This window comes from Brevibacillus sp. SIMBA_040 (assembly GCF_046535075.1).
Classification (GTDB): Bacteria; Bacillota; Bacilli; order Brevibacillales; family Brevibacillaceae; genus Brevibacillus.
Map to the genome: position 1 here is coordinate 74,143 of NZ_JAWRXI010000013.1, position 14,500 is coordinate 88,642.

The window sequence follows — 14,500 nt, forward strand, 5'->3', positions numbered from 1 at the left end:
TTTATGATATTCCGCATAGAAGAGCACGCTTAGTCACGTTGAAGTATTGAAGAATTGGTAAAAGCTGCAGCTAGTTGAAGGAATCAGAAAGCTGTACTTTTTTTAAACAGAATTGTTTGAATATTATTTGTTTTTAAAAGGGGGAGGACGTTGTATGGAAAAGCTGTATGAATTATTGGATCAGGCTTACGGTGAAATGGTGGAAGTGCGTCGGCATTTGCATCAGCATCCAGAGCTTTCTTTTCAGGAAGTAAAAACGCCTGCGTTCATTGCTGAATATCATGAGAAATTAGGGCATGAGGTTCGCACTGGTGTAGGTGGAGGCGGTGTTGTCGCTACACTACGCGGTGGAAAGCCGGGACAGACAGTTGCACTGCGAGCTGACTTTGATGCTCTCCCCATCCAGGAGGAGACAGATGTCCCGTTCAAGTCCGTAGTAGACGGTGTGATGCATGCTTGTGGACATGACAGTCACACAGCGACACTACTGATTTTGGCTAAAGTGCTGAACAGTATGAAGGATGAAATCGAAGGCAACGTGGTATTCATCCACCAGCACGCAGAGGAAATGCTGCCAGGTGGGGCCATTGCAATGATTGAAGACGGATGCTTAGAAGGTGTCGACGTGATTTTTGGACAGCATATTTGGTCCACGGGCCCTGTTGGAACGATTGAGTACCGTCCTGGTCCGGTCATGGCAGCCGCAGACTTTTTCCATGTGAAAATTCAAGGACGTGGAGGACACGGTGCACAGCCGCACAAGACAAAGGACAGTGTCGTGATCGGAGCACAGCTCGTCGGCAATTTGCAGCAGATTGTGTCCCGCAGAGTCGATCCGCTCGATTCCGCCGTTCTCTCCATCGGTTCATTCGAAGCGAAAAACGCGCCAAACGTCATCGCCGATACTGCCAAGCTTTCGGGTACGGTGAGAACCTTCAAGGAGAGCACTCGCGCTGAGGTCGAGCAGGAAATCGAGAGAATTATTAAAGGAACGTGTTTGGCTGGCGATGTAGAGTACGAGTTTGAATATATTAAAGGCTACCCGGCAACCGTCAATCCGAAAGAAGAGATGGAATTTGTGGCCAAGCTCGCTGAAACCGTACCAGGAGTAACAGCTGTCAACGAGTGCGAGCCACAAATGGGCGGGGAAGACTTTGCGTACTATTTGCAGCACGTGAAGGGGGCATTCTTCTTTACAGGTGCGCAGAACCCGGAATTGAATGCCGTCTATCCTCATCATCACCCGAAGTTCAATATTGATGAAAAGGGTATGCTAATTGCTGCTAAAATATTAGGGCTGGCTACATTGACGTATTTGGCGGAAAACAAATAAACGACCGTTTCCTATCACGTATAAAGGTGCTTGTTCCCTGGCGAGGCGTTTCAATGACCGGGGAGCGGGTACCTACATTTTTAGTATTACTGCAACGAAAAACAGCCTAGTGAAGAAAGAATGTGATACGTATGTCTCAAATGCTTGCTTTAGTCATTCTTGTTGGTATTTTATTTATCGGGGATTGGGTTGCTGTTCGGACAAAAGCCTGGGTACCTTCTATCTTTGTCTGTGCAGTCCTGTTTCTCTTCGGTTATTGGACGTTCTTTCCGAAAGATATTGTAGCAGTGTCAGGTGTACCGCCAGTCGTTGCGACGATGATGATGTACTTGTTAATTACGAATATGGGTACGCTCTTATCTACTCAGGAACTAAAAAGACAGTGGAAGACCATTATCATTGCTTTGTCAGGTATTTTGGGAATTATCGCTATTTTATTTGGTATCGGTACGTTTCTATTCGGTTATGAAACAATCGTGGTTGCCATCCCGCCTTTGGTAGGAGGAGTAGTATCTGCGCTCATCATGTCTGAGGGTGCCAAAGAAGCAGGGCTTGTCTCGCTTTCTGTATTTGCTATCGTCATTTATGTCATGCAAGGATTTGCAGGATATCCGATCACGTCGATCATGCTGAAAAAAGAAGGCAAGAGACTTCTTGAACAATATCGCAGCCAAAAGCTGACGTCAGCGAGCACGGAAATCGCTGCTACTGCTGAGAATGCAGAGTCTGGTCCTACCTTGTTTAAAAACATGCCAGCGAAGTACAACACCGATTTCTTTAAATTTTTCAGACTGGCATTGGTAGCTTATCTGGCCTACTTGGTTTCTACGCTACTGGCGCCACTCGTGTCCGTCAGCCCGTTCGTTCTCTGCTTGTTGTTCGGGGTTATTGCCAAGAGCATCGGGTTTTTGGAAAAGCAGGTTTTGCAAAGAGCGAATGGTTTCGGTTTTGCTCTCATGGCGCTGATGCTCTTCATTTTCGACGGGTTGAAGCAGGCGACACCGGCTATGATGCTTGAGATCATTTATCCACTTGTCGGTTGTATCGTTTTAGGTGTCATCGGGATGTATCTGTTCTCCTTGGTCGCTGGAAAACTGTTAAAAACGAGCAAGGAAATGGCGTTTGCCGTATCATTGACAGCTTTGTACGGATTCCCGGCTGACTATATCATTACCGATGAAGTGATCAAGTCATTGACTGATGATGAAAAAGAAAGAGAAATGCTGACGAGCCATATGCTGCCGCCGATGCTTGTTGGTGGGTTCATTACTGTTACGATTGTTTCTGTTATTTTGGCGGGGATATTTGTTGGGTTTTTGTAGGCAGAAAGCAAAAAGACGTGTATCGGAGCTTGATTATTTGCTCCGGTCACGTCTTTTTTGTATTCTACTAGACAAATGACTTTACACAATTGAGAGGGAAAGATTATTGTTTTAGAGACTATTAAAAAAACCAAAACCACCTACAGGGAGGCTCAAGCACGCAATGAAACCCATCACCATTCTAATCGCAGACGATGAGGCGGAGATTGCCGAACTGATTGCCTTGCATGTACAAAAAGAAGGCTACAACACGATCATCGCATCAGATGGAAAAGAAGCAGTGCAAGCGGTTCAAGCCCATTCGATTGACCTCGCGATACTAGACATCATGATGCCAAATCTGAATGGATATGAAGCGACCCAACTCATCCGCGCCCAGCACAACATGCCGATCATCTTTTTAAGCGCGAAAGCATCCGACCTGGATAAAATCTCGGGACTGGTCATGGGAGCCGACGACTATATGACGAAGCCGTTCAATCCATTGGAATTGATGGCACGCGTGAATGCACAGATGCGCCGCTTCAAGCAGCTCAATCAACCGGCAGCAGCGGTCGAAAATAAGGTGTTGGAGGCAGGTGGACTCGCGATTTATCCTGATCAGCGCATCGTCACCATGTACGGCGAAACGATCGAGCTGACGCCAAAGGAATTTGATATTTTGTATCTGCTGGCGAGCTATCCGAAGAAGGTGTTCAGTGCCGAAAACATATTTGAGCATGTGTGGGGCGAGGCGTACTATGAGGGCTGCAATACGGTCATGGTGCATATTCGAACCTTGCGCAAAAAGCTTGGCGAGGAAAAGGCCAAAAACAAAGTCATAAAAACAGTCTGGGGCGTGGGGTATTCGTTTAATGGCTAAAATCATACGAAGCTTTCGCTTTAAAATGATCGCACTCCTCGGGCTTAGCATGCTCTTTTCGGGCATCATCACTTACTCGCTCTATAAAGTTCTTCAGCTTTACTACCGATCACAAGTGAGGTTTGAAAACCCGTTGAGACCCTTCCGCTATTTCATCCGAGAAGTTGGGGATATCAACTTCTTTTTGATCTTTTTCATCCCACTGGCCATTTTGTTTTTCTTTCTTTTCACCAAACGGTATGCAGCGTACTTTCAAGAGATATCAACAGGAATTCATCATCTGGCAAATGGGGATTTCACCAAAAGCGTAGAAATATCCGCCGATGACGAGTTTGGAGATATCGCCAAAGACGTGAATCTGGCAAGCCAGAAATTGCAGCAAGCAGTCCAAAGAGGAGATTTTGCAGAGAGCAGCAAGGACCAGCTTATTTTGAATTTGGCGCATGATTTGCGTACACCACTGACCTCCGTGATCGGGTATTTGGACCTCATCTTGCGTGACAAGCAGATGAGCGCGGACCAAACCAGGCATTATGCGACGATTGCTTATACCAAGTCTCAGCGTCTGGAAAAGCTGATCGATGAACTGTTCGAAATCACCCGAATGAACTACGGCATGATCACAATTGAACGGGAAATCATTGATCTTGGTGAGTTGCTTGTTCAGTTAAACGACGAGCTCTACCCTGCCTTTGAAAAAAACCATCTGGAAACAAGACTTCATGTGACCTCCCAATTGTTTATTCGTGGAGATGGAGAGCTGCTGGCACGTGTATTCGAGAATTTTCTGACCAATGCGATTCGATACGGGCAGGATGGCAGGTTTGTCGATATCAACGGCTTTCGGGAAGGCGACGAGGTTGTTGTGCAGGTTGTCAATTACGGCAACAAGATCCCGGAAGAAGAGCTACCACATCTGTTTGAAATGTTTTATACGGGCGACCAGGCGCGCACTCATCAGGGAGGAAGCACCGGACTTGGGTTATTCATCGCCAAAAATATCGTGGAGCAGCATCAAGGAACTGTTTCTGCCCAAAGTGATGTAATCCGAACGCTTTTTGAAGTGCGATTGCCAGTAGAATCTATGTAACAGACGAGATACAGCAGCCAGAACAATAACTGATTTTAGAAAAACTTTATGTTTACCCCACTTTTTCTTTTAAAAGTTTTTCCTACCCTGTTTAAGTGACGAGCTAGGGAGGAAACGACAATGAAAAAGTGGGGTTGTTTGTTTTTCATCGTGCTTTTGGTGGTCGGCTATAAGATTGTGGAGCCAATTGCATGGGGAGGACAAAAGCAGCAAGAGGGAAGCAATCAAGAGCAAGCAAGATCAGCTCAGAACTATAAAACAATCAGCGTTGAAAATGACCAGATATACCAAGGAAATTTATTATTGGTCAACAAAGACTATCCTGTTCATCAAGAGGGGGTAGCATCCGATGTAGTCAATTTGTCCAGGCATGATTACTTGATCGATGGTTATGCGCTGATTGACGGTAGCATTGAATTGTCAGAGAAAGTAGCGGAGTCCTTTTTGGAGATGGTCCAGGCAGCAAGTGCGGATCATGTGAACCATTTTATGATAAATAGCGGCTATCGAGGTTTTGAAGAGCAAAGAATGCTCTATGAAAAAATGGGGTCTGACTATGCTTTGCCAGAAGGCTATAGCGAGCACAATCTTGGTCTGTCTCTGGACATCGGATCCACACAAATGAAGATGGATCAGGCGCCAGAAGGAAAGTGGCTGAAGAAAAACGCTTGGAAATATGGATTTATTTTGCGCTATCCCGAAGATAAGGTGGCGATTACGGGTATTCAGTACGAGCCTTGGCACTATCGCTATCTCGGCTTGCCGCACAGCGCGATCATACAGGAGAAGCATTTTACGCTGGAGGAGTACCTCGATTACTTGAAAGAGGTGAAGGAGACGACAGTGACTGCTCTGGGTGAGAGCTATCGCATTTTCTATTACCCGGTTGCGCAGGACACCATGATTCAGGTACCGGCAAATCGCAAATATATGATTTCCGGGGACAATCGGGAAGGGGTCATTGTGACCGTTTATCCGTGATGAAAAACGTTGCCTTTTTGAATCGGGCAGGGAGGAATTTATGATGAAAAAGCACTGGTGGATCGTGCTCGGTGTAGGGGTGCTGGCAATCGGTCTTGGTGGAGGCTATGTGTTTCAATCAGGCGATGCACTTCGCCAAGGGGTTCCGGTCATGCTGACAGCGCCAGTAACGGCAGATATGGAAACCACGATTCTCACATCCGGGATTGTCAAAGTAAGCAATGAGCACACCTTGTTTGCGAATAGCTCTGGTGATCTACGCAATTATTCCATCCAAGACGGTGACAAAGTCAGCAAGGGACAGGTCATCGGCAACATTGATACATCGGACGTAAGCAATCAAATTATGGATATCGAAGCGCAAATCGCAATTCAGCAAGCGAATATTGCCCGATTGTCCAAAAGTGTGGAGCCGGAGGAAATCACCAAGCTTCAGGAGGAACTGGCACAGGATGAGCGCGATCATCAGACTGCCCTACAGCATTTTGAGCGTACACAATCGCTGTTTTCTTCGGGAGTGTCTACGCAGCTGGATGTAGAGCAAGCGAAGCAAAAGCTGCTGACAGCAGAATCAAAGGTAAAGGTCACCAAGCAAAACCTCTTGTTGAAGCAAAAAGGACCAGACAAGACCGAAATCCAATCGTATGAAGCTCAAATACAGAAGCTGAATCTGGAAAAAGCCAAATACGAAAAACAGCGGGTCCAGAGCAGTATCGTTTCTCCTATCGACGGGACGGTGCTCTCCACCAAAGTGAAAAGAGGAAAAGTGCTGAGTAAAGGCGAGGAAATTCTCACGATTGGTGATACCGACAGCTTGATTGTCGAGGCTGAGGTAGGCGAATCCGATCTGCGAAAAATAAAAGTCGGTCAGGAAGCTGTCGTTACAGGTATTTCATTGGGTGGCGAACAGCTGAGCGGCAAGGTGTCGCGGATCTCTCCGATAGCAGTAACGACCCAAGGGTCAGAGGGCGAAAAGACGCGGGTTACGGTCATCGTCGGTCTGGACACAACCAATGAATCTTTGAAGCCAGGCTTTCATGTTGACGTAGACATCGTTTTGCAAAAAGAAGCCAATGCTGTGCAAGTACCGAGCGAGTGTGTCATTACGGATCAGGATGGCTCGACATTCGTCTGGATCGCGGAAAATGGCAGGGCAAAGAAAAAAACCGTGACGACGGGCATCGAAAATGAGCTTTCTGTCCAAATCAAAAGCGGCTTGGATGGAACGGAAGAGCTAATTGCCAATCCGCCGGAGTCGTTGCAGGAAAATGAACCTGTCTTCCTGGGTCCGTCCGCTTGAGATCATGGAGGAGGGGAGGATACCTATGCTGCACATTGAGGGATTAACCAAGCAGTACAAGACGGATGAAGTAGAATTGTTTGCTCTGAAAAATATCAATGTCCACGTTTCCAAAGGCGAATTCGTAGCAATCGTAGGCCCGTCTGGGTCAGGGAAATCAACGTTCATGAACATGCTAGGCTGTCTGGATCGGCCAACCTCTGGCTCTTATGTTTTGGACGGAATCGAGGTCACCCGGTTAAAAGACAAGGAGCTCGCTGGCGTACGCAATCAAAAAATCGGATTTGTGTTCCAATCCTTTAACCTGCTGCCACGCGCTACTTCCCTGCGAAATGTCGAGATCCCGATGCTGTACGCTGGGGTAGGGATGGCAGAAAGGAAAAAAAGAGCGATTGCCGCATTGCAACGGGTTGGCCTCGGCCAGCGTATGGGGCATAAACCGTCACAGCTTTCTGGTGGTCAAAGACAACGGGTCGCTATTGCCAGAGCATTGGTAAACCAGCCTGCTATTGTGCTGGCGGATGAGCCGACGGGTAATCTGGATAGTCGCTCAAGTATGGAGGTTATGACGATCTTTCAGGAATTGCATGCACAAGGGGTAACGATCCTGCTGGTCACGCATGAAGCAGATATTGCCCAGCATGCTGAGCGGGTCATCACGTTTAAAGACGGTTGCATTATCAAAGACGAGCAAGTAGAATGCCGTTTGTTTGCGACAGCATCCGAAGAGGTGATTCTGACATGAATCTACTGGAGAGCCTACGCTCTGCCCTCGACGGCATTGGCGCCAACAAGCTTCGTGCCAGCCTGACGATGTCTGGAATCATCATCGGAATAACGTCTGTCATCGCTGTCATGACACTCGGCAATGGCAGTCAACAGGCCTATACCGATCAACTGGACAAAATGGGAGCGACGACTTTTAGTGTATATTACAACTGGGACGCCAGACTAGGGAGCAAAGCTACTGATTTAACCGTCGAGGATGCGGATGCACTCCCGCAGCTTTCACCTTATATCGATGCAGCTGTGCCGTTTTTCCCCAATTACGGAACGATTCACGGGTCGAAAAAGGAACAAAATGCGAGAGTGCAAGGCACCAATGGAGACTTGCTTAAAATTAAACCGAATCTAACCCTTGTCAAAGGCAGATTTTTTACCAGGCAGGAAGTCAAAGAGGCCAAGCGTGTTATCGTTTTGGATCAGGAATTGGCGCAGGGTCTGTTTGGGAATGAAGATCCGATAGGCAAAAGAGTTACGTTTAAGATGGCTGCGGCAATCGTCATCGGAGTAGTCAAGGAAGATAAGCTCTCGTTTGATCAAGGGGGAGCAATGACTGCGTACATGCCGATTACGTATATGCAAAATGTGAACGGAACAAAGTACATTTCAACCATGTCGGTGAAAGCGTCATCCAAAGCGACAATCCAGGCAGCAAAGGACCAGACGATCCAATATTTAGACCGCAAGCATGAGCACGAAAATTATTACCAAATTGAAAGTATTGAGGATTCATTAATGGGTCTTGATAGCTTTTCCGGGACGCTTACGACGACCTTCAGCGTCGCTGCCGGGATTGCACTGCTTGTTGGCGGAATCGGGGTCATGAATATCATGCTTGTATCCGTTACGGAGCGGACCAGAGAAATCGGCATTCGCAAGGCTTTAGGCGCACGTCACAGAGACATTTTGCTGCAGTTTTTGATCGAATCCGTCATCGTCTGTCTGATCGGTGGCACGCTCGGAATACTCTGTGGGATCGGCACCGCGTCCTTCGCGTCGCAATACGTCGATGTACCGCCGCTGGTTTCGTGGGACAGCATCCTCATTGCGTTTGGCTTTTCCAGTGCGATTGGTATTTTCTTTGGACTATATCCGGCGAGCAAGGCAGCCAGACTGAATCCGATTGAAGCACTGCGGTATGAATAAGATGCTTACTGAAAATCTTACGTCGATCTTAGGCGTAAGGTTTTTTGTGCGGTTTCGTAAGCGGGCAAGAGACTAGCGGTTTCCTCCCGGGATTTGTTGAATCCGGCAATTATGGAAAGCAGTCAGTTTCCATTCATCATTTTGCTTTACAAGCACATTTGTATTAATCGATCCTCTGTCGTCAGGATCGTTAGCTGGATCATCTAAGCGGGCTTCTCCAATCGCATGAACGATGGCTACTTCCGCTGCGAGGAAACGGGGCTTTAGCTCGGAAGAAGCATTATAAACCAAAGTGGAGCCTTTAAGTGGACCATTGAATAACCATTGATGGACTTCAGCGATTTGTTTTCGTCCCTTTAAATGCTGTCCCATAAAAGTCACGTAATCAGCGTCCTCCGTAAAGCAGTCGCCATAAGCTGTTCCATCGCCATTATTCCAAGCGTCGACCAGTTTTGTGAATAGAGCATGGATGGCCATCAGATCTGTTTGATTTGTCATGAGATTCAATCCCTTCTTTTTCAAATGGTGGGGGTAGACTTTGAGATGTGTTATACTGTTGCTGGAGTTAAATCTTAATCAACGAAGTATCTTTATTTGTTTTATATCTTAATTCATTAAGGTATTTAGATCATAAGCTGGAGGTTCCCTTATGTCAATAGACGATTTTCCATCTGCTTTTTCCGACCTCACGTCTTCCCAGCAGGCGTTGCTTGAAGAATTACGTCAAAACAGTGCGCGTGCCGTGATGCTGCATCAGCTTATTTCAGAAAAATTGGGCCTCAATGCCACTGACCATAAATGCCTCGATTTCCTCAATCGTACGGGTCCGGTAACAGCAGGCCAACTGGCGCAATTAACAGGACTGACAACAGGAGCCGTTACGAGTGTAATCGATCGCCTGGAAAAGGCAGGCTATGTGGTCAGGGATAAGGATCCTAATGACCGCAGACGTGTAGTTGTCAAAGCTTCACCAGAAAATGCGGCGCAGATAGCCCCCTTGTTCGAATCTGTCATGCAATCCACGATTCAGATCATGTCACGATACGATGAGCAAGAGACGCTTCTGATTCTTGGATTTATAAAGCAGTGCAATGAAATGGCGTTAGCCGAAATGAACAAAATGAAACAAAGTGAATCGTAGAGATACGGTCTCCTTAAGTCATTTTTTGTTTAGAATGGTTTGGAAAGGGTGTCATAAATGAGTAAAACACTTGTGCTGGCGGAAAAGCCTTCCGTCGGGCGAGATATCGCGAAGGTATTGCAGTGTCACAAAAAAGGAAACGGTTTTTTTGAAGGAGATAAATATATTGTGACGTGGGCTTTGGGGCATCTCGTCACGCTAGCCGATCCAGAAGTCTATGGACAGCAGTTCAGTACGTGGAAAATCGAGGATTTGCCCATCATGCCGTCTCCATTGAAGCTGGTGGTCATCAAGGAAAGCAACAAGCAGTTTCATACGGTGAAACAGCAAATGAGAAGAAATGATGTAAAAGAGCTTGTCATTGCGACCGATGCAGGACGTGAGGGAGAGCTTGTCGCGCGCTGGATCATTGAGCTGGTACACATAAATAAGCCGATCAAGCGTCTGTGGATTTCGTCTGTCACAGATAAAGCCATCAAGGAAGGCTTTCGCAATCTGAAGGATGGCAAAGCGTATGAGAACCTGTATGCATCCGCTGCGGCCCGTGCTGAGGCAGATTGGCTGGTTGGCATCAATGCGACACGTGCGCTCACAGTTAAGCATAATGCTCAATTATCCTGCGGTCGCGTACAGACACCGACATTGGCGATTGTTGCGCAAAGAGAAGAAGAAATTCGCCGCTTTACGCCCAAGCCGTTTTACGGGCTGTCCGCAGTGGCACAGGGACAGATCAAGCTCCAATGGCAGGATCAGCAAACCAAGGACTTCCGAACGTTTTCCAAGGACAAGGCGGACCAGCTACTGACGTCACTTCAGCACGTAAAAACCGCCGAAGTCATCGAGGTGAATAAGGCTCATAAAAAAACCTTTGCCCCACAGCTGTACGATTTGACCGAGCTGCAAAGAGACGCCAACAAAATATTTGGCTATTCGGCAAAAGAGACGCTATCGATTATGCAAGGTCTGTATGAGCATCACAAGGTAGTGACATACCCGCGAACAGATTCTCGCTATCTCTCAGCTGATATCGTGGAGACGTTGCCAGAGCGAATCAAGGCTGTGCAGATGAAGCCATACGCGCCCATCGCTGCCAAGCTGCTGCGAGCGCCAATTAAAGTGAACAAATCGTTCGTGGACGATAGCAAGGTATCCGATCACCATGCGATCATACCGACGGAGCAATCCGTTTTTCTAGGTGATTTGAACGATCGGGAACGAAAGATTTATGACCTTGTTGTGAAGCGTTTCCTGGCTGTTTTGTTGCCACCTTTTGAGTTTGAGCAGACGACCATTCAGGTGAAGCTGGAAAGTGAGCTGTTTATCGCAAGAGGCAAAACCGTCCTCGCACAAGGCTGGAAGGAAGCGTACGATCACGATGTGGAGGACGAGGACACCAGGGATGAGGTAGCCGAGCAGCTACTACCTGTCATTACAAAAGGCGATCGTCTGTCCATCACCGGAGTTTCACAGACAAAGGGTGAGACGAAGCCGCCGGAGCCTTTTACAGAGGCAGGTCTTCTGTCGGCGATGGAAAATCCCGTGAAATACATGGCGGGTGAAAGCAAAGAGCTGATCAAAACCATTGGCGAAACGGGCGGGCTGGGTACAGTTGCGACCCGTGCGGATGTCATCGAAAAGCTGTTCAACAGCTTCCTTTTCGAAAAGCGGGGCAAGCATATTTTTGTCACAGCAAAAGGAAAGCAGCTATTGGAGCTGGTTCCTGACGAAATGCAGTCGCCAACGTTGACCGCGCAGTGGGAACAAAAGCTGGGCGCTATTGCGAAAGGAAGCTTGAATAAACAGACCTTCATCGGAGAAATGAAAGCCTACGCCAAGGCAGTAGTCAATGAGATCAAGAACAGCGACAAATCATTCCGGCACGACAATTTGACCAGAAGCAGATGCCCGGAGTGCAACAAGTTTTTGCTGGAGGTAAACGGGAAGCGTGGCAAGATGCTGGTATGCCAGGATCGGGAATGTGGCTACCGCAAAGGTGTCGCCAAGCAGACCAATGCCAGATGTCCGCAGTGCCACAAAAGGCTGGAGCTGCGCGGCGAGGGAGAAGGGCAAACCTTTGTCTGCGTATGCGGGCATCGGGAGAAGCTGAGCACCTTCCAGCAACGTCGGGATAAGGAAAAGGGCAGCAAGGTATCCAAGAAAGAAGTCGCCAAGTACTTAAAGGGACAGGATCAGGATGACAACGATGGCTTGAACTCGGCGCTGAAGGATGCGCTGGCGAAGTTCAAATTTGATGAATAGCATTAATTAGCGAGATGACAAAACCCCCAAGGCATAGAAACTGGCTTTGGGGGTTTTTAGCTTTGGGTAATGCAATCGAGTGACAAATGTAATGTTCTGTTCATGCTGCGTTCAAAATCAGGAAAGAAATAGGTGCTATAATAGCGGGAATATAGCGCATGAGGGTGAACTTGCCGTGACGACAATTATGGTTGTGGATGATGACGCACATATCCGTGAACTGGTAGGTCTGTTTTTAAAAGGCGAAGGTTTGGAAATCGTCGAGAAGAAAAACGGTTCGGATGCATGGGAGTATTATACAAATCATTCTGTCGACTTAGTCATTGTAGATATTATGATGCCCGAGATGGATGGGTGGGAGCTTTGTAGACGGCTGCGTGAGGCAGGTGACAAACCGATACTGATGATTACCGCAAGGAATGAAGCGGAGGACAAAATAAAAGGGTTCCAGTTGGGTACCGATGATTACATGAGTAAGCCTTTCGAACCAAGGGAAATGGTTATGCGGGTCAAAGCACTACTTAAAAGATATCGCATTGCTACTTCTCACATCGTAAAACTGGGTCGGGTCATTCTGGATAAAAGAAGTTATCAGGTTCTTTTTTCAGATCGGAGCGAAGAATGGACGCTACCTTTAAAAGAGTTTGAACTGCTTTACAAGTTGGCCAGCTATCCTAGCCAAATTTTTACCCGTGATATGCTCATCCGTGACATTTGGGGCTACGAGTATTTCGGTGATGAACGGACAGTTGACACCCATATTAAGCGTCTCCGAGACAGATTTCGAGAGTATACCGAAGACTTCCAGATTATTACTTTACGCGGAATGGGTTACCGCATGGAGGTATACCGTGATTAAATCGCTGTATGCCCGCATCGTCATTACCTTTCTGACAGCTGTCATCATCAGCTTGTTCGTGGGTGGGATCACGATTAATCACCTTTTCGAAAGCCGCATCGATTTCATTGTACAAGAAAAGATGATTTCCAATGCGGAAACGATTATCCAGGCATACAAGCAATTGGAAAGCAACGATGCCAAGGCGCTCATGGAAGTTAGCTCCTCGATTCCTTTTTATGCCATACAAATTTATGACAGCCAAGGAAATCTCCTAAACCCAGGAAAAACGGTGCAGAATCAGCTGGATGTGAAGCCACACTTAGAAAAGGTGCTGAAGCAAAACAACATGTATCGCAATGAGTCGAGTGAGGATGAAAACATTACGGTTGGTCTGCCTTTTGAGCTAAATGGTTCGCCGCATGCGATTTTTATTACAACGCAAATGGATTTTTTCCTGGACGAAATTGATCAATTGATCAAGTATCTCCAGTTGTTTGTTCTCGGCTTGGGGAGTGTTCTTGTTATAATAGCGGCTAGATATATGATTAGACCGCTGCAATTGCTGACCCGAGCGACACAAAGAATGGCAAAGGGAGACTTCCGTGTGGTTCTCCATACGAATCGCAGTGATGAAATAGGCCAACTCACGAGAAGCTTTAACACCATGGCAGCAGACTTAGGCAAGTTGGATATGATCCGCAGGCGGTTTGTTTCCGATGTATCGCATGAAATTCAATCACCTTTGACATCGATTAAAGGCTTTACACAGGTGCTGATGCACAATCCTATAGATGAGCAGAGTAGGAGGCGGCTGCTGAGTATCATTGAAGAAGAGAGCAACCGTTTATCCCGCTTGTGCGGTGATTTGCTAGAATTATCAAGCCTGGAGCACGAGCATCTACGACTGTCACCGCAAACGTTTCGTCTGGATGAGCAGTTGCGCCAAGCAGTTATTCGTTTGGAACCGCAGTGGGCCGCCCACCATCTGAACATGCGGCTTCAATTGGAGTCGATATTCATATATGCGGATGAAGACAAGCTGAATCAGGTATGGATCAATCTGATTGGAAACAGTATTAAATTCAGTGACGACCAGGGAGTTATCAATATAGAGGCCGTGAGAAAAGGCCAGAATGTGCTAGTGAACATTAGAAATGGCGGCATCGGTATACCAGAGGGTGAGATCAGCCAAATTTTCAAGCCGTTCTATAAGGTAGACAAGGCGAGGGACCGAAATGTTAGTGGCAATGGAATCGGTCTTTCCATCGTAAAACAGATTGTCGATCTCCATCAGGGACAGATAGACGTCTCGAGCAAACCAGAGACTGGAACTACTTTCTCACTCACATTCCCGATAACGTGCTGCAAGCCCGAATTGTAATCCTCCGTTCACATGGAGGAAGAATTCGGGCTTTATACTGTGTTTGTGAATGCATGAGACA

Annotated in this window: 13 protein-coding genes; 12 read left to right on the plus strand and 1 reads right to left on the minus strand. The window is 47.1% G+C overall.

Translation table 11 applies throughout. From position 1 onward, the window contains the following. Positions 1-154: 154 nt before the first annotated feature. The 8 genes from SB752_RS21505 to SB752_RS21540 all read left to right on the plus strand — a co-directional run bounded on the left by SB752_RS21505 (position 155) and on the right by SB752_RS21540 (position 8,817). The gene (locus SB752_RS21505; RefSeq protein WP_410717587.1) at positions 155-1,333 is read left to right on the plus strand and encodes a M20 family metallopeptidase; all 1,179 of its coding nucleotides are present in this window, start codon (positions 155-157) and stop codon (positions 1,331-1,333) included. A 131-nt stretch (positions 1,334-1,464) separates the two neighbouring features. Then, positions 1,465-2,655 carry a hypothetical protein gene (locus SB752_RS21510; protein ID WP_410717588.1) on the plus strand — a complete coding sequence of 397 codons (1,191 nt, stop codon included), beginning with the start codon at positions 1,465-1,467 and terminating at the stop codon, positions 2,653-2,655. Positions 2,656-2,818: 163 nt separating this feature from the next. After that, positions 2,819-3,517 (plus strand): response regulator transcription factor, encoded by a 699-nt coding sequence (locus tag SB752_RS21515; RefSeq protein WP_410717589.1) that lies wholly within the window; start codon positions 2,819-2,821, stop codon positions 3,515-3,517. After that, the gene (locus SB752_RS21520; protein ID WP_410717590.1) at positions 3,510-4,607 is read left to right on the plus strand and encodes a sensor histidine kinase; all 1,098 of its coding nucleotides are present in this window, start codon (positions 3,510-3,512) and stop codon (positions 4,605-4,607) included. The genes SB752_RS21515 and SB752_RS21520 overlap by 8 nt, the downstream gene beginning before the upstream one ends. A 120-nt stretch (positions 4,608-4,727) precedes the next feature. Further along, entirely contained in the window at positions 4,728-5,588 is an 861-nt protein-coding gene (locus SB752_RS21525; protein WP_410717591.1) for a M15 family metallopeptidase, read from the plus strand. Positions 5,589-5,628: 40 nt separating this feature from the next. After that, the gene (locus SB752_RS21530; protein WP_410717592.1) at positions 5,629-6,888 is read left to right on the plus strand and encodes an efflux RND transporter periplasmic adaptor subunit; all 1,260 of its coding nucleotides are present in this window, start codon (positions 5,629-5,631) and stop codon (positions 6,886-6,888) included. Positions 6,889-6,913: 25 nt separating this feature from the next. Beyond that, positions 6,914-7,633 carry an ABC transporter ATP-binding protein gene (locus SB752_RS21535; RefSeq protein WP_410717593.1) on the plus strand — a complete coding sequence of 240 codons (720 nt, stop codon included), beginning with the start codon at positions 6,914-6,916 and terminating at the stop codon, positions 7,631-7,633. Further along, positions 7,630-8,817: an ABC transporter permease gene (locus SB752_RS21540; protein WP_410717594.1), complete on the plus strand. Its 1,188-nt coding sequence runs from the start codon at positions 7,630-7,632 to the stop codon at positions 8,815-8,817. Before SB752_RS21535 ends, SB752_RS21540 begins: the two co-directional genes overlap by 4 nt. A 72-nt stretch (positions 8,818-8,889) precedes the next feature. Here the strand turns inward: SB752_RS21540 and SB752_RS21545 are convergent, their stop codons facing one another. Further along, positions 8,890-9,315 carry an SgcJ/EcaC family oxidoreductase gene (locus tag SB752_RS21545; RefSeq protein ID WP_410717595.1) on the minus strand — a complete coding sequence of 142 codons (426 nt, stop codon included), beginning with the start codon at positions 9,313-9,315 and terminating at the stop codon, positions 8,890-8,892. A gap of 151 nt (positions 9,316-9,466) precedes the next feature. On the opposite strand from SB752_RS21545, the gene SB752_RS21550 reads away from it, so the two are divergent. The 4 genes from SB752_RS21550 to SB752_RS21565 all read left to right on the plus strand — a co-directional run bounded on the left by SB752_RS21550 (position 9,467) and on the right by SB752_RS21565 (position 14,439). Continuing rightward, positions 9,467-9,958 (plus strand): MarR family transcriptional regulator, encoded by a 492-nt coding sequence (locus tag SB752_RS21550; protein WP_410717596.1) that lies wholly within the window; start codon positions 9,467-9,469, stop codon positions 9,956-9,958. Between the two features lie 57 nt (positions 9,959-10,015). Further along, positions 10,016-12,217 (plus strand): DNA topoisomerase III, encoded by a 2,202-nt coding sequence (locus tag SB752_RS21555; RefSeq protein ID WP_410717597.1) that lies wholly within the window; start codon positions 10,016-10,018, stop codon positions 12,215-12,217. 175 nt (positions 12,218-12,392) lie between these two features. Further along, complete coding sequence (locus SB752_RS21560; RefSeq protein ID WP_410717598.1) at positions 12,393-13,076, plus strand: response regulator transcription factor; 684 nt, start codon at positions 12,393-12,395, stop codon at positions 13,074-13,076. Continuing rightward, entirely contained in the window at positions 13,069-14,439 is a 1,371-nt protein-coding gene (locus tag SB752_RS21565) for a sensor histidine kinase (RefSeq protein WP_410717599.1), read from the plus strand. The genes SB752_RS21560 and SB752_RS21565 overlap by 8 nt, the downstream gene beginning before the upstream one ends. The last annotated feature ends 61 nt before the right edge of the window (positions 14,440-14,500 follow it).